15 protein-coding genes are annotated in these 14,596 nt (G+C 67.5%); 1 reads left to right on the forward strand and 14 read right to left on the reverse strand.

Annotation, left to right across the window (positions count from 1 at the left end):
* Positions 1-12: 12 nt before the first annotated feature.
* Genes ACXPWS_RS31100 through ACXPWS_RS31110 form a run of 3 tightly spaced genes read right to left on the reverse strand, consistent with a single transcriptional unit; the run spans position 13 to position 2,859 of the window.
* A complete protein-coding gene (locus tag ACXPWS_RS31100; protein ID WP_458710334.1) occupies positions 13-852 on the reverse strand; it encodes an SDR family oxidoreductase in 840 nt (279 codons plus the stop codon).
* Between the two features lie 49 nt (positions 853-901).
* Positions 902-1,798 carry an SDR family NAD(P)-dependent oxidoreductase gene (locus tag ACXPWS_RS31105; protein WP_458710335.1) on the reverse strand — a complete coding sequence of 299 codons (897 nt, stop codon included), beginning with the start codon at positions 1,796-1,798 and terminating at the stop codon, positions 902-904.
* A 26-nt stretch (positions 1,799-1,824) separates the two neighbouring features.
* Positions 1,825-2,859 (reverse strand): aldo/keto reductase, encoded by a 1,035-nt coding sequence (locus tag ACXPWS_RS31110; RefSeq protein WP_458710336.1) that lies wholly within the window; start codon positions 2,857-2,859, stop codon positions 1,825-1,827.
* 96 nt (positions 2,860-2,955) lie between these two features.
* Here ACXPWS_RS31110 and ACXPWS_RS31115 point away from each other — a divergent pair, with 96 nt between their 5' ends.
* Positions 2,956-3,531 (forward strand): TetR/AcrR family transcriptional regulator, encoded by a 576-nt coding sequence (locus ACXPWS_RS31115; RefSeq protein WP_458710337.1) that lies wholly within the window; start codon positions 2,956-2,958, stop codon positions 3,529-3,531.
* On the opposite strand, the gene ACXPWS_RS31120 is transcribed toward ACXPWS_RS31115, so the two are convergent.
* The 11 genes from ACXPWS_RS31120 to ACXPWS_RS31170 all read right to left on the reverse strand — a co-directional run bounded on the left by ACXPWS_RS31120 (position 3,497) and on the right by ACXPWS_RS31170 (position 14,596).
* Positions 3,497-4,633, reverse strand: coding sequence for an RNA polymerase sigma factor (locus ACXPWS_RS31120; RefSeq protein ID WP_458710338.1), 1,137 nt, complete (start codon positions 4,631-4,633; stop codon positions 3,497-3,499). The two genes, ACXPWS_RS31115 and ACXPWS_RS31120, sit on opposite strands and share 35 nt — an antisense overlap.
* 7 nt (positions 4,634-4,640) lie before the next feature.
* Complete coding sequence (locus ACXPWS_RS31125) at positions 4,641-5,066, reverse strand: YciI family protein (RefSeq protein WP_458710339.1); 426 nt, start codon at positions 5,064-5,066, stop codon at positions 4,641-4,643.
* A gap of 98 nt (positions 5,067-5,164) precedes the next feature.
* A complete protein-coding gene (locus ACXPWS_RS31130; RefSeq protein ID WP_458710340.1) occupies positions 5,165-5,947 on the reverse strand; it encodes a mannan-binding family protein in 783 nt (260 codons plus the stop codon).
* 3 nt (positions 5,948-5,950) lie between these two features.
* Positions 5,951-6,562 (reverse strand): DUF3329 domain-containing protein, encoded by a 612-nt coding sequence (locus ACXPWS_RS31135; RefSeq protein WP_458710341.1) that lies wholly within the window; start codon positions 6,560-6,562, stop codon positions 5,951-5,953.
* A 22-nt stretch (positions 6,563-6,584) separates the two neighbouring features.
* Positions 6,585-7,835, reverse strand: coding sequence for an MlaD family protein (locus tag ACXPWS_RS31140; protein WP_458710342.1), 1,251 nt, complete (start codon positions 7,833-7,835; stop codon positions 6,585-6,587).
* Positions 7,832-9,001, reverse strand: a complete 1,170-nt coding sequence (locus ACXPWS_RS31145) for an MlaD family protein (RefSeq protein WP_458710343.1) — start codon at positions 8,999-9,001, stop codon at positions 7,832-7,834. Before ACXPWS_RS31145 ends, ACXPWS_RS31140 begins: the two co-directional genes overlap by 4 nt.
* A complete protein-coding gene (locus ACXPWS_RS31150; RefSeq protein ID WP_458710344.1) occupies positions 8,998-10,110 on the reverse strand; it encodes an MlaD family protein in 1,113 nt (370 codons plus the stop codon). The genes ACXPWS_RS31145 and ACXPWS_RS31150 overlap by 4 nt, the downstream gene beginning before the upstream one ends.
* Positions 10,107-11,144 (reverse strand): MCE family protein, encoded by a 1,038-nt coding sequence (locus ACXPWS_RS31155; protein ID WP_458710345.1) that lies wholly within the window; start codon positions 11,142-11,144, stop codon positions 10,107-10,109. Before ACXPWS_RS31155 ends, ACXPWS_RS31150 begins: the two co-directional genes overlap by 4 nt.
* Positions 11,137-12,192 carry an MlaD family protein gene (locus ACXPWS_RS31160; RefSeq protein WP_458710346.1) on the reverse strand — a complete coding sequence of 352 codons (1,056 nt, stop codon included), beginning with the start codon at positions 12,190-12,192 and terminating at the stop codon, positions 11,137-11,139. Before ACXPWS_RS31160 ends, ACXPWS_RS31155 begins: the two co-directional genes overlap by 8 nt.
* Complete coding sequence (locus ACXPWS_RS31165; RefSeq protein WP_458710347.1) at positions 12,189-13,739, reverse strand: MlaD family protein; 1,551 nt, start codon at positions 13,737-13,739, stop codon at positions 12,189-12,191. The genes ACXPWS_RS31160 and ACXPWS_RS31165 overlap by 4 nt, the downstream gene beginning before the upstream one ends.
* A complete protein-coding gene (locus ACXPWS_RS31170) occupies positions 13,739-14,596 on the reverse strand; it encodes an MlaE family ABC transporter permease (protein WP_458710348.1) in 858 nt (285 codons plus the stop codon). Before ACXPWS_RS31170 ends, ACXPWS_RS31165 begins: the two co-directional genes overlap by 1 nt.

The raw sequence follows: 14,596 nt of genomic DNA on the forward strand, positions 1-14,596 counted from the left end.
ACAGCGGGGGCTTCAGGCCTGCAAAGCGGCGACCCGGACACGTTCGCGCATGGACGCGACCACTCCGCCGTCGTTGAGAATGTCGGTGCCGGTCAGGTAGCCCGCCCGGTCGCTGGCGCAGAAGGCGAACAGTTCGGCCATCTCCTCAGCCTTGCCCCAGCGGGGCACGGCGAAGTCGGCCACCATGGCCCCAGCGCCCGCGTCCGCTTCCAGCTTCCCCATCTCGGTGTCCACCGACCCCGGGGACACCGAGACGATCCGCAGCCCGCGGGTGTTGAAACGCTCGGCCTGCGATGACGTGTACCACTTCACGAAGCCCTTACTCACCGCGTAGGACATCCCCGAGCGGGCCTCTTCGGGGGCCATCGAGTAGGACTCGCGCATCGCGTCGGCGAAGGCCGCGGCATCCGTCAGCGCCAGCGGGAACTGGGCTGCCGGCATGAACTCCTCGGGCATCAGATACGCCGCCATCGACGCGACATTGACGATCACCGAGCCCTCGCCCGCGATGGCGAAGAAGGCCTCGTTGACGTTGACGGTGCCCAGGGCGTTGGTCCGCATCACGTGATCGGCGTCGCCCATGCTGGGGCTCACACCCGCAGTGTGGATCACCGACACGACCGGGCCGAGTGCGGCCGCGGCTTCGAACAGTTCCGCGACCGCGTTCGGGTCGGTGACGTCGCAGTGGACCGCGGCCGCCCGCACCCCGAGGCCGGTCAGCGTGCCCGCCGCGGCATCCAGCCGGTCCTGCCGGTTGTCGGCCAGCACCACGGTGTGGTCCCTGCCGACAATCTTGGCGGTGGCCACACCCATTCCGCCGGCACCACCTGTGATCACCGATACTGCGCTCATAGTTAGACCGTATACCTTTATTCGGTAGTTACACATCCCTGCCGTGCTGTCACACGACGGTGGGCCGCGCGGAGGCGCATTCGTGGTCCTCGGCTGCCGGGAACTCGACGGGGTAGGGCTCACCGAAGTCCGCGGACCGACCCACCGCCGCCCACTTGCGGTCCTGCGCGAGCAGCGTTTCGTCCTGGCGGATCGAGCCTTCCACCGCGTTCACCCCGAGCGGCAGGTGGTAGGGCAGGTCATTCCGCCGGGACAACCGCACCAGGATCTCGGCGGCGCGGGCCGGGTCGCCCGCGGTGATCGCATCCGATTTCCGAACCGTGTTCATCGCCCCCACCGTGCCGGCGTAGCGCTCGGGAACGTCGGCGACCGACATGGACGAGCCGGCCCAGTCGGTGGCGAACCCACTGGGTTCCACGACGAGCAGCTTGATCCCGAACGGCGCCGTCTCGGTCTGCAGGACGCGGGAGAAGCCGTCGATGGCGAACTTGGCCGCCTGGTAGGAGGCGATGCCCGCCGATCCGCCCACCCGGCCACCCATCGAGGAGAACTGGATGATCAGGCCGCCGGCCTGTGCGCGCAGCACCGGGATGGCGGCCTTCGAGACGTGATAGACGCCCCAGAAGTTGGTCTCGAACTGGGCCCGGAAGTCCGCCACCGCACCGGTCTCGATGGGTGCGACATTGGCGTAACCGGCGTTGTTGACCACGACGTCGATACGACCGAACCGGTCCCGGGTGGCCGCGATGGCGGCGGACACCGCGTCCGCGTCGGTGACATCCAGTGCCAGTGCCGCGATCCGATCGCCGTACTCGGCCACCAGATCATCGAGTTGCTCGGGCCGGCGCGCGGTGGCGGCCACACTGTCACCAGCTTGCAGCGCGGCACGCACCAGTTCGCGGCCGAATCCGCGCGAGGATCCCGTGATGAACCAGATGTTGTTCATGACTTTCTCTCCTTGTTCGTGTGAGTTCAGCGCGCGACGGTGGCCGCGTGGACCGGGTTGTAGCGTTCCCCCACCACTCGCCCGGGGGCGAAAACGGCATTCAGGTAGGCGATCTCATCGGCACTGACGGCGACCGCGGTGGCGGCGAAGTTCTCCCGCACATGTGCAACACGCCGGGTTCCCGGAATGGGGACGACGTCCAGCGGCTGGGCCAGCAACCAGGCCAGCGCCAGTTGGCCGGCAGTGCAGTTCTTCTCACTCGCGAGCTCGGCCAGTGCTGTCACCGGTTCGAGGTTGGTGGCCAGGTTGCCGTTCGAGAACCGCGGGTTGGAATGCCGGAAATCATTGGCGTCGAACGTGTCCCCGGCCTTCAGTGCACCAGTCAACGCCGAGCGGCCCAATGGGCAGTACGGCACCAGGGTGACTCCGAGTTCGCGGCAGGTCGCGGTGATCTCCGCCTCGACGCTGCGCTCCCACAGCGAGTACTCGCTCTGCAACGCCGAGATGGGATGCACCGCATGCGCTCTGCGGATCAGGTCGGGGCCCACCTCACTGAGGCCGAGCGCGCGGACCTTGCCTGCTTCGACCAGTTCGGCCATCGCCCCGACGGTGTCCTCGATGGGCACCGTGCGGTCCAGCCGGTGGTAGTAGTACAGATCGATGACGTCGGTGCCCAGCCGCCGCAGGCTCGCCTCGCACGCGGCCGCCACATAAACCGGCCGGCCGTCGATCGTGACGCCGTCTCTGGTGTCGTTGATCTTCGCGCCGAACTTGGTGGCCAGCACCACCCGGTCCCACCGGCCCTGCAGGGCCGTTCCGATCAACTGTTCGTTGTGGCCGAATCCGCGCGAGTTGGTGGCCGTGCCGATATCCGAGCCGCCGTACACGTCCGAGGTGTCCAGGAAATCCACCCCGAGTTCGATCGCGGCGCGAATCGTGCGGATCGAGCCCCGGTCGTCGGAATCTCCGTAGAACTGCGACATACCCATGCAGCCCAATCCGATGGGCCGCACCGTCAGATCCGTGTGCCCGAGCCGTACGCGGGCCTTGTCGTCGTTCATCCTCACCATCATCCTCTAACTGATAGTTCGACTATCACATAGTATGGAACGCGTCGGTTCGGGATCTATTCCCACGATGGTCCGGAGGAGGTGCGCGTGCGGCGAGATGCCACGAACAACCGCGAAAAGCTGGTCGCGGCGGCTGAGCGGGTTTTCGCCCAGCGGGGGCCTGCGGCGACCCTGGACGACATCGCGGAGGAGGCCGGCGTGGGCCCGGCCACCCTCTATCGCCGATTCGCCAACAAGGAGGGTCTGGTGGCGGAGGTGCTCGCCGGCTTCTTCGCACGGCTCATCGATGTCGCGGCCGCTGCCGAACAGGCGCCACCCGAAGACGGCGTGGAGTTGTTCCTGCGCACCGTCGGTGTCGAGCTGGCCGAGAAGTCGGGGCTGTCCGCACCGGTATGGGGCGACCTCGCACCCCGGGACCTGGTCGAAGAACTGCGCCGACGGTCCACCGGCCTGCTCGCCCGCGCCCAGGAGGCGCACGCGGTACGCGCGGACCTGACCGCCGATGACATCACCATCGCCGTGTGGGCCTTGCGCGGTGTCATCCAGTCCGAGCAGATCGATCCGGCGCACCGCGGGCAACAACGGTGGCAACGCCACCTCGACACCATCATGCGGGGTTTTGCACCCCTCACCCCTGCCGCAGGGTCGCCGCCCGGATCGTGAGGTGGTCACGCTCGGCGACGTTGTCCGCCTCGGCCGCCGCCTGCACGTAAAGATCTGCCGCCCTGGCTGTTTGACCGTCGCGCTCGTGCAGATAAGCCGCCGCGGCGGTGTAGCGGGGCAGCGCCGGATCCAATTCGGCCAGTGCCGCCAGCCCGGCGCGCGGCCCGTCGGCCTCTCCCACCGCCACGGCCCGGTTCAGCCGCACCACCGGGCTGCCGGTGAGGCGGACCAATTCGTCATACCACTCGACGATCTGCACCCAGTCGGTCTCGCCGGCACTCTGCGCATCGGCGTGCAGGGCGGCGATCGCCGCCTGCGCCTGGTACTCCCCGAGCCGGTCGGCCGCCAGCGCCGCCTGCAATACCGCCACCCCCTCGGCGATCAGGTCGCGCCGCCACAGCGCACGGTCCTGCTCGGCCAGCGGGACCAGCCGGCCGTCGGCGGTCGTGCGGGCCGGCCGGCGGGCGTGATGCAGCAGGAACAGGGCCAGTAACCCCGCGGCCTCTTCGTCACCGGTGGTGGCCACCAGCTGCCGGGCCAGCCGGATCGCCTCTTCGGCCAGGTCGACGTCTCCGCCGTAGCCCTCGTTGAACACCAGGTACAGCACCTTGAGGACGGTGGGAAGATCGCCCGGCCGGTCCAGCCCCGTATTTCCGATGGTGCGTTTGGCCCTGCTGATCCGTTGTGCCATGGTCGCTTCCGGCACCAGGTAGGCCTGTGCGATCTGGCGGGTGGTCAGCCCGCCGACTGCCCGCAGGGTCAGCGCGACCGCCGAGGCCGATGTCAGGCTGGGGTGCGCGCACAGAAAGTACAGCGCCAGGGTGTCGTCCACCGCGGGGACGGATCCCACCGGTGGCTGTTCTGCAACAAGCACTTCGCGCTGCGCCCGGGCGGCATCGGATCGGGTGAGATCGAGAAAGCGGCGCCATGCGGCGGTGATCAACCAGCCCTTCGGGTCATCCGGTGGCCGGGCCGGCCACGTCTCCAGCGCCCGGATCAGCGCCTCCTGCACCGCATCTTCGGCGGTGGCGAAATCCGCACCCCGGTGCACCAGCGCCGCCAGCACACCGGGGATCAGATCGCGAAGCCGCGCGTCGTCCACTACCGCGTCACGGTCGGTGCAGCAGGCAGTCGGTGTCGGTCGCCGCGTGGGTCAGGAACGGCCGCAGCTCGAGCCATTCGTGGATCGCCTCCCCACCGGCGCCGGGCGCGGCCGACAATTCTCCGGCCAGTTCGACCGCCCGCTGGTAGGTGTCGACGTCGATGATCATCCAGCCGGCGATGAGGTCCTTGGTCTCGGCGAACGGGCCGTCGGTCACCGGTGGTTTGCCGTCACCACCGGAACGGACCCAGGTGCCGCCCGGTGCCAGCGCCTGACTGTCGACGAATTCGCCGCTGGCCTGCAGTCGTTTCGCGAAATCGTTCATGTAGGCGATGTGCGCCTCGACCTCGGCGGGTGTCCACTGGTCCATCGGCACGTTGTTCACCGACGCCGGGGCGCCCCGATAGTGCTTCAGCAGCAGGTACTTCGCCATGAATTTCTCCCTCCAGTTCGCGACCCTAGCGGTCGCTCACTACAGGGACGGAGCCGCCGCGCGTTTCTCGACATCGTGGCGGCGACTTCTTGATCGGCTCACGTCCCGCCCAGGTCGGGGCGCAGAATCGGTGCCAGCGCGGCCAGCGGGATGTGCGCCTGTACCGCACCACCGTCCATCGACCACTGCATGACGCCGGTCGTGTAGTCCACCGGCAGATCATGTCCGACCGGGTAATCCGGCAGGTAGAGGACCAGCTCGTCCGGGGTGATCGCCCACGCGCGATACCCGCCGGAGTACACCTTGTCCGGCGTCCAACGGTCCGGGGTGAACGGGTAGCTGCCCGGAGTGTGCGGCGGGGCGGCGGCGTCGAGCGCGGCGGTCACAAAGGGTTGGGCCAGCGGAGGGATCGCGGTCAGGGGGTCGACACCCGGACGCAGCAGGTCGGCCAGGCGCACCTGGCTGCCGTCAGCCATATCGAAGGTGAACGTCCGATAGGCATTGTTGAAAGCCGGCCCGTCGGCGTGGTAGGTCTCGCGGAAGACTATCGACAGCAGCGCGCCGTGGGCGAAGGTCTGGAAGTTCTCCTCGCCGTAGCTGTCGGCGACCATCTTCACCGCCACGCTCTTCCAGTTGCTCATCAAGGTGCGCAGATACCCGCTCACCACCGGCCCGGCGGCGGGGTCATCGACCAGTCCCACCGGGATGGCCATCTTGATATCGCGGACCGCCTGGCGTTCCGACGTGACGGTGGCGTGGCAGTACTGCCCGTCCCACTGTCCGCCGAGGTCGCTGCACAAGGACACCGCGGATGCGGCCGCCGTGGGCGCCCACAGCATCGGCAATACCATGCCGGACAACAACAATGAGCTGATGCGCATGGCTTACGGCAGTTCCACCTTGGCCGCCCGCCAGCGCCCGTCGACGTACTCCATGGTCATCTTCACCCGGCTGCGGTCGACCCGCGGATCGGGCACATTGCTGTTCTGCACCGACTGATCGACGAACAACAGCACCACCACCTTGTCCTCGGTCGCGGACTGGACCGCGGATTCGGTCACGATGCCGTGGGCGGCCGCCTTGTTGTCGATCAGCAATTGGCGCAGCTGCACGCTGGATTGCGAATACATGTCCTTGAATTCGCCGGTGGCACCGTCGAGCACCTGAGCGAAGTTCTCGTCCACCTTGGTCGAATCGATGCTGGTGAGGATCTGGGCATAGCCGACGGCCGCCTGCCGGGCCTGGTCACCGGCCCTCGCCAGCTGGTGCTGCTGCCACAACTGCCAGCCCAGGAATCCGCAGCCACCGAGCGTCGCGACGTAGAGCAGTGCCAGCGCGGCGGCCAGCACCCGCCGCGACGGGTGTGGCGTCGGGATCTCGGGCTGCGCGGATTCGGTTGTCTCGGCAGCGGACTCGCCGCCTTCGCCTTCGTCTTCGTTTTCGTGGACGTCGTCCTGCCCGGTATCGTCTCGGGTCTTCTCGGTAAGCGTGGCCATGGTGATACTCCTCGTGGTTGTGCTAACGCGGTGGTTCGATCGGCAGCACCGGGCCGCCGTAGGGGGTGGGAATGGTGAACCGGCCCCGCGGGGTGGGATCGGTGGTGCTGCCCAGGTCGGCGCCCGGGGGTGGGCCCGCGGTGTCGTCACCGGCCGGGCGCGGTGCATTCTTGGCGCCGCGGATCAGCACGGCCGGGTCGTCATCGGCGCAGTAGGTGTACCTGTACGGTTCCGGGTAGTCCGCCGAAGACGGTGGGCGGCGCGGTGTTCCGTAATCGCAGGCGTACCGCGGGTAGGCATCACCGGTGGCCCAGATGCCGTGGTCGTGCATGATGCTGCCGAGCGCGTCGAGCACCGACGTGCGGTAGGTGGGAAACAACGCGTTGACGGCCGGTGTCCGCAGGTACAGCAGTTGCGAGGTGGTCGCCATGCTGCCCAACAGCGACACCATGGTGTCGGAGTTGTCGGCGAACAGGTTGTCGATCGAGTGCAGCGCACCCGGCGCCTGATCGGTGAGTCGCCGGAACCCGTCGCGCATCGCGTCGATCCCGGCGAAGGTGGCATTCAGATTGCCGCTGGCGGTGCGGATTCCGGCGTTCTTGGCATCGAGCAGGTTGAGCACCACCCGGCTGGTCCTGAGCAGGCTGGTCGTTTCGGGCAGCACCGAGTCCAGCGTGGCGAGCAGGAACGTGCCGCCGTCGATGATGTCGGCGAGCTTGCGCGGGCCCTCGGTGGTCAGGCTCAGTTCCTTTTTGATGATGTCGATCTTGGCCGTATTCACCTGCGCAAGCGCACCATCGGCGTTGGCCAGCAGATCGGCCAGGGTGACGGGCACCGTGGCGGTGCCGAGTTTCACCACACTGCCGTCCCGCAGGAAGGGGCCGGCGCCCGCGCCACCGTCGAAATCGATGTACTGCTCGCCTGCCGCCGACAGACCCGATACCCGCACCGCGGAGGAGGCGGGTATCTGCACGTTCGAGCGCAGGGTCACCTCGGCGTCCACCCCGTGCGGCGCGATCCGCAGCGCCTGCACCCGGCCGATGGGCACGCCGTGCAGGGTGACGTTCTGATCGGTCAGCAATCCACCGGACTCGGGCAGCTCGATCGTCACGCGGTAACTCGAGGCGAGCGGATTGACCTGCAGCGCACCGAAGAACAGATACGCCGTCGCGACCGCCAAGGTGCCGACGAGGGCACCGGCGGACAGCCAGGTGCGTTGCCGATGCCCGGCCCGCACCATGGCCACGACGGCGTCGGCCACCCGGCCGATCATCGGGGCGGCTCCAGTACGCCGGGTTCGGTCGGGCTGGGCGTCACCGGCACCTGCGGTACGCCCGGGCCCTGGCCGACGACACGTTCCTGCAATCGCCACAGGGTGTATTTCAGCGAGCCGACGATCTGCTGGAAGTTGCTGCGTTTGGGGCCGTGCAGGCCGGGATCGCCACCGAAGCCGATATCGGGAATCGACCCCAGCACCAGCCGGTCGATGCTCACCCGCACCGACATCGCGCTGCTGGAGGTCGCCTTCACCAGCGGCGGCATCAGCCTGTTCAGCGCGGCGAGCGTGGCGTCGGGTGCCAACGCGACGTCGTTCCACGCCGCGGCGATGGTGTTCGCGTCCTTCACCACGCTGCGCCCGCTGGTGTCGGTGCCGGCGACCGACGGGAATTTGCGCAGTTCCTCGGAGGTGTCACCGAGTTGCCGCACGAGGTCGGCGATGGCGGTGGTGTGCTCGGCCAGTGTGTCGGTCGCCGGGGCGGCCGCAGTCATCACCTCGGTCAGCGTCTGGTTCTTGGCGTCGATGGTCTGGGCCAGGTTCGCGGTTTCGGTCAGCGCGGTGGAGATCTGCTGTGAGCGCGAATTCAGCCGGTACAGCAGGTCGTTGGTCTTCCCGATGAGCTGGCCGAAGGCTTGGCCCTGGTCACCGGTGGCCTTACCGAAGCCGTTGATGAGTCCGGTGAAATTGCGCACGGCTCCGCCGTTGACCAGGACCGCCGCCGAACTCAGCACCGACTCGACGGTTGCCGCGGCCCGGGTGGCGTCCAGTCCGATGGTGTCGCCGTCGTGCAAGAGCGGGGCGCCGGCGGTGTCGAGCGGCGGTTTGAGTGCGACGAAGACGTCCCCGAGCGGTGTGGCGGATCGCAGTTCGGCGGTGCTGCCGACGGGCAGCGCCACCCCGTCCATGATGCGCAGCGTGGTGACCGCGGTGTAGTTGTGGGCTGTCATCGTCTCGAGCTGACCGACGTCGGCGCCGGCCAGCTTGACCTTGGCGTTGGCGGGCAGGTTGAGCGCATTGGCGAACACGGCGGTCAGCGTGTAGCCGCCGGAGCCCACTCCGGGGCGCGGCAGTGGCAGGCCAGCCAGGCCGTCGGAGGCGCAGGCCGCCACCGTGACCGACGTCCCCACCAACAGGGCCACCAGGCCCGCCCCCCGCCTCATTTCTGCCCCATTGCGGCCATGCCGTCCAGCACGTAGCTGAGCCCGAAGTCCGGCCCGAAATCCTGCAGCGTGCCGGTGCTGCAACCCAATTGCCGCAGCCCCATCATGTTGCACAGTTCCTTGGTGGACTGCGTGTCGAAGATGATCTTGTCGGTGAGCACCCGCACCCGAGCCGAGCCGTTGGTCTGATCGACGATGTTGTACAGGTTGTCCAGGGTCATCGGGGTGAGGTCGAGGAATTCGGCCAGATCGCGTTGATGTTCCACCGCCGTCTTCAACGTGGTGTTGCCGTTGAGCACGATCTGCTTGATCTGGTCCCGGTTGGCGTCGAGCACCTGGCCGAGTTGCTCGATGACGCGGTTGACCTGGTGGCCGGTCGTCCCGCTGCCCAGCTTCTCCTCGGCCAGGATGGCGCTGAGTTGGCCGATGGTGGAACCGAATTCCCGCAGGGTGGAGTCGTTGGTGGCCGCGGCGTCGAACAGCGAGCTGACATTCTTCACGATGGTGGTCAGCTGAGCGGAGGTCTGATTGCCGCCGTCGGCGCTGAGCCGCAGCGCATCCGACAGTTCACCTAGGGCCGACTTGAGCGGCGCACCGTTACCGGAGGCGATACCGGCCGCATTGTCGACGACATCGGCGAGCGGGCCTGCGCCCTCGCCGTCACCGCGCAGCGAACCCGACAGCTTGTTCAGCACATCCAGTACCCGGGCGAACTCGACCGGGGTCTTGGTGCGGGGCAGCCCGATGGTGTCGTGATCGGACAGGGCCGGCCCACCCCGGTACGGCGGTGTCAGCTCGATCTGGCGGTCGGTCAGGATGGAGTTCGACACCGTCACCGCCTGGGCGTCGGCCGGGATCTTGACCCCGCGATCGACGGTGAACTCGACCTCGACATAGCCGCTCCTCGGGGTGATCTTGGTGACCCGCCCGACCGGCATCCCGAGCACCGCGACCGTGTTGTCGGTGTAAAGCCCTGCTGCGCTGTCGAATTGCGCTGTCACGTGGATGACATCGACCCGTGCCTCGATCAGGCGCCAGGTCGCGATGCCGCCGACCAGCACCGCGGTGGCCCCGGCCAGTGCGATCAGCTTGGTTCGGGTGGATCTCATTTGCAGTCCTTGTAGTACTGGATCATGCCGAACTGCTTGGCCCGGCCGCTGATGGCGCACATCCACGAGTCGACCAGCAGACCGTTGGGCACCCCGAGATCGACGGCATTCCCGGTGCCGGTGGCATTGGTCAACCCGCGCAATGCGACAGGTCCGGCCTGCAGGGTGCTGCGCAGCAGATCGTCGTGCCGGCCGAGCATGTCCGAGAGCGTGCGAAGCTCCTTGAGCAGCTGCTCGAGCTGGGGCCGATTCTCGATGGCCAGATCGCTCAGGGTGTTCACCACATCCGTCAGGGCGCGCATCATCGCGCGGAATGTCTGCTGACGGGCCACGAATTCGCCGACCAGTTGGCTGCCCTGGTTGACCAGGTTCCCGATGTTCTTCTGCTGGCGGCGCAGTGTATTGCTGACCAGCTCGGTGGTTTTCAGCAAGGCGCCGATCTGGTCGCGCCGATCGGCGATCAGCGTCGACAGCGTGTGCACGTTCGTGATGGCTTGCGGCAGCACTGGTCCCATGGTGGACAACTGCTTACCGAGCACGGCCAGCGACGTGGCGAACTGGTCGGTGTTCACCTGTTCGTAGGTGGTCGTGACGTCGGCCAGCGCTTCCTGCAGATCGTAGGGGACCTCGGTGTGCGCGAGATTGATCGTCCGGTCCGGAAGGCTTGCGCCGCCGGCCGGCTGCAGGGCCAGGTACCGCGATCCCAGTATCGTGGTGATCTTGATGACGGCCTTGGTGTCCGCGCCCAGCATCACATCCTTGCGCACCTTGAGCCGGACTTCGACGTGATCACCGGTCAGTGTCATCGCGCCGACCTCGCCGACCTGGATTCCCGCGACCGTGATGGGGTTGCCCGTTTGCAGCGCGGCCGCTTGCTGGAATTGCGCTGTGTACGAGCGATATCCGATATCGAGCACCTTGGCCAGCAGCAACGCTGCGACGAGTACGACGACGACCGCGATCGCGATGAGGCCGAGGACGGTTTTGTCATACGACTCCAGCGGCCGGCGGGTGGAGTGTGTCTGCTCAGCCATTCGCCATGTTCCTGCATCTCGGGGTGTGCCAGGCCTTGTTGCCCGGTGTTGCGGCGTCGACGATGATCGGCACCACGTCGTTGAGGCCGGGGAAGAAACCGGTGATGTTCAGGTCGCAGGAGTACGCATTGGCATACGCGCCCTCGTTGGTGATCCGGGCCAGGCCCTTGAGCAGCAAGGGCAGATTGTCACCGGTGAACGCCAGCTGCGGTTCGATGCCGACCATGTGCTCGACGAAACCCGGTTCCCGGGTGACCAGTTCGTTCAGAGCCGGGTAGACCTCGTCGGAGATGGTCGCGAGCTGGCGGATCACCCTGGCCGCCGATCCGGTGGCGGCGATCAGCTCCGGGCGCCGGGCGTCCAGCGTCTGCACGACATCCCGGGTCCGGCCGATGACGTGGTCGAGGTTGTCGTTCTGGGTGGCCAGCGTGCCGAACAGCTTGTTGAGGTTGGTGATGGTGTTGCCGAGCGCCTGGTCTTGTCCGGCAAAGGATTCGGTCAACCGGGAAGTCTGGTCGACCAGTGCGGTGAGTGAGGCCGGATCGCCTTGCAGCGATTGGATGACACCCTTGGTGAGGTTGTCGGCGTCCTGCACGTTGAGCACGCTGAACAGCGGTTCATACCCGTTGAGCAGAGTTCCCACGTCGAAGGACGGGTCGGTGCGCTCGGTGGGGATGACGCTGCCCGGGCGCAGTGGCCGCCCGTCGCCGATGGTGCCGAGTGACAAGCCGAGATACCGCTGGCCGACGATGTTCTGGTAGGTGACGGCGGCGACGGTGTTGCCCATCACCTGTTGGTCGCTCTGGACGACGAAGGAGACCTTCGCCAGATCGCCTGCGAGTTCGATGTTCTCGACGCGACCCACCCGGACCCCGGCCATCCGGACGTCATCGCCGACCCGCAGCCCGAACACATCGGTGAACATGGCCGAGAACGGCTCGGTCCGGCCGGCCACGTCCCGGCGCAGCGTGACGTAGACCAGCCAGGTGACGGTCAGCGCGACCACCATGAACAGTGCCAGTCCGATGGCAGCGCAACGATGCCTCATCGCGGTCCTCCGGCGAGGGAGACGGTGGTGCCCCGGGCGAGCGTGCCCAACAGCAACTGGGTGGCGGCAGTCGTGGGTTGGCCGGTGATGATGCTCAGTTGGGCGCGCTCCTGGGGACCTCCGACGGGGCCCACATTGCCGCCGGAGGCGGCGGATCCGGTACTGCCGAACGAGGCTGGCGCCGCCTCGGCGGGCAGCAGCGGCGCATCAGGCGCGGGCTCAGGGACCGGGGGTGGGGCGAAGGCGGGGTTGGAGGTTCCCGGGACCGGCGGGGCCGGGACGACACCCGGCGGCAGCGCCGGATTCGGGTCGGTGAGGTTCGGGTAGGGATTGACCAGCGGCGGCCCGGTCGGCACCAGATTTCCGTCCGGCCCGACGGCGGTGCCCGGCGGCGGCGCCAGATCGGCGGGCGGCCGATAGTGCTGCGGCAGCAGTGTCTGCGGGAGGTCCGGGCGCACCGGAATGAGCGGCGCCGTATAGCAACTCGGGCCTTTCAACTCGCCGTATTGCGGGCAGTCGGCCCGGCTGTAGGTGTAGGACGGTGTGAAGGACAGGTTCACCCGCATGTTCGGGGTGTCGACATCGGACATCCACACTTCGCCGAAGAACTTGTCCGCCAGCGCGTTGAGTTTGGTGAAGGCCGGTACGAAGTTGTGCGCCTGCTGGGCGAACACCCCGAACACCGGTGTCAGCTGACCGGTGATCCGGACCAGCTGATCGCTGTGGTTGTGCAGCGCGGTGCCGGTGTTGTTCACCGTGTGCACCCCACCGTCGATCAGATCGGTCAGTTGCGCGCGCTGCTGCACCAGGGTCTGCATGGGCCGCACCGCCTGATGCAGCGCATCGAGCAGGTCGGGGGCCGTCTGGGCAAGTCCGCGGGTGGCGTCGATCAGTGCGGATACCGTGGTGCCGTCCGGATCGGTGCCGACGATCCCGTTGAGTTGATCGATGACGGCGTTGAGTTGCGCGCCGGCCGTGAGCAATGCGGTGCGGCGGTTCTGGGTGGCGGCGTTCACCGCGGCCAGAATGCCGATGGTGTGGTCTTCCCGGCCGCGGCCGGTGGCTGCCAGGATGTCGCGCAGCTTGCTGATGGTGGTCTGGAACAGCACCGTCGGCAGGTCGGTGTCCTCGTGGATCCGGTCGCCGGTGCGGATGGCTGGTCCCGGCCTGCTGTCGACCAGTTGGACCGAGGACACCGCGAACACGTTGCTGGGCACCACCCGCGCGGTGACGGAGGCCGGAATCAATTGCGCGTACTGGGCTTTGAGGTCGATGTGGACGAAGTTCGGGTTTCCGTTGGCTGCCGGTACGACGGTGTCCACCGACCCGACCAGCAGGCCGTGGAACTTGACATCGGATTTCTGCGGCAGACCGTCGCCGACATTGCTCAGGTCGGCGACCACCCGCACGTAGTTCTCCAACCTGCCGGTGGCCTTGGCCAGCAGCAACGCGGTCACCGCGGTGAAGACCAGAATCACGGCGAGGCCGATCAGCAGCAGCTGCCGCGTCGTCGGACCGCGGCCGTCGGTATCGAAGGTGTTGGCCATCAGCCACCGAACCTGGCGCCGGAGTCGACACTCCACAGCGCCATCGTGAGCAGCATGTTGACGATGACGACGGCGGTGATGCTGGCACGCATGCCGTGGCCCGCGGCGACCCCTACGCCCTCGGGGCCGCCGGAGGCGTAGTACCCGAAATAGCACTGGATGGTCGAGGCGATCCATACGAACACAACGGCTTTGAGCAGAGAGAAGATGATGTCCCGGCCGGACAGCATCAGGGTGAAGTAGTGGGTGTAGGAGCCCATCGAACTGCCGCTGATCGCGAACACCACGATCTGGGTGGTCAGGTAGCTGACCGCAAGGCACGCCACGTACAGCGGGACCACGGCCACCACCGACGCCATCAGCCGGGTGGTCACCAGGTACGGGATCGGCCGGATCGCCAGGGAGTCCAGCGCGTCGATCTCCTCGGCGATTCGCATGGATCCCAGCTGCGCGGTGAACCGGCAGCCGCCCTGCGTCGCGAAGGCGAGGGCGACGGCGATCGGCGCCAGCTCGCGGGTGTTCACCAGCGACGAGATGATTCCGGTCGCCGGGCCCAGCCCGAGCAGATTCAGGAAGTTGTACCCTTCGATCCCGACCACGGCTCCGACGGTGATTCCCAGCACCACTGCCACTCCCGCGGTCCCGCCGCCGACCACCAGAGAGCCGTTGCCCCAGGCGATGTCGGACAGCAGCCGGACGAACTCGGAGCGGTACTGCCGCAGGGCGAGTGGCACCGCTGCCGCGGCCCGGACGAAGAACACCATCATGTGCCCGATCCGGGCCAGCGGGCGCCCGACCGTGGAGCCGGCCCTGGCCAGCGGACCGAGCAGAAGCGGGCGGTAGGTCGATGCGGTCAT

The organism is Mycobacterium sp. BMJ-28 (assembly GCF_054404835.1).

What these genes read in the sequence shown, in the direction of transcription:
- ACXPWS_RS31100 (WP_458710334.1), bottom strand. Translation starts at nt 852, where the DNA reads ATGAGCGCAGTATCGGTGATCACAGGTGGTGCCGGCGGAATGGGTGTG.
- ACXPWS_RS31105 (WP_458710335.1), bottom strand. Translation starts at nt 1,798, where the DNA reads ATGAACAACATCTGGTTCATCACGGGATCCTCGCGCGGATTCGGCCGC.
- ACXPWS_RS31110 (WP_458710336.1), bottom strand. Translation starts at nt 2,859, where the DNA reads ATGAACGACGACAAGGCCCGCGTACGGCTCGGGCACACGGATCTGACG.
- ACXPWS_RS31125 (WP_458710339.1), bottom strand. Translation starts at nt 5,066, where the DNA reads ATGGCGAAGTACCTGCTGCTGAAGCACTATCGGGGCGCCCCGGCGTCG.
- ACXPWS_RS31130 (WP_458710340.1), bottom strand. Translation starts at nt 5,947, where the DNA reads ATGCGCATCAGCTCATTGTTGTTGTCCGGCATGGTATTGCCGATGCTG.
- ACXPWS_RS31135 (WP_458710341.1), bottom strand. Translation starts at nt 6,562, where the DNA reads ATGGCCACGCTTACCGAGAAGACCCGAGACGATACCGGGCAGGACGAC.
- ACXPWS_RS31140 (WP_458710342.1), bottom strand. Translation starts at nt 7,835, where the DNA reads ATGATCGGCCGGGTGGCCGACGCCGTCGTGGCCATGGTGCGGGCCGGG.
- ACXPWS_RS31145 (WP_458710343.1), bottom strand. Translation starts at nt 9,001, where the DNA reads ATGAGGCGGGGGGCGGGCCTGGTGGCCCTGTTGGTGGGGACGTCGGTC.
- ACXPWS_RS31150 (WP_458710344.1), bottom strand. Translation starts at nt 10,110, where the DNA reads ATGAGATCCACCCGAACCAAGCTGATCGCACTGGCCGGGGCCACCGCG.
- ACXPWS_RS31155 (WP_458710345.1), bottom strand. Translation starts at nt 11,144, where the DNA reads ATGGCTGAGCAGACACACTCCACCCGCCGGCCGCTGGAGTCGTATGAC.
- ACXPWS_RS31160 (WP_458710346.1), bottom strand. Translation starts at nt 12,192, where the DNA reads ATGAGGCATCGTTGCGCTGCCATCGGACTGGCACTGTTCATGGTGGTC.
- ACXPWS_RS31165 (WP_458710347.1), bottom strand. Translation starts at nt 13,739, where the DNA reads ATGGCCAACACCTTCGATACCGACGGCCGCGGTCCGACGACGCGGCAG.
- ACXPWS_RS31170 (WP_458710348.1), bottom strand. Translation starts at nt 14,596, where the DNA reads ATGACCGCATCGACCTACCGCCCGCTTCTGCTCGGTCCGCTGGCCAGG.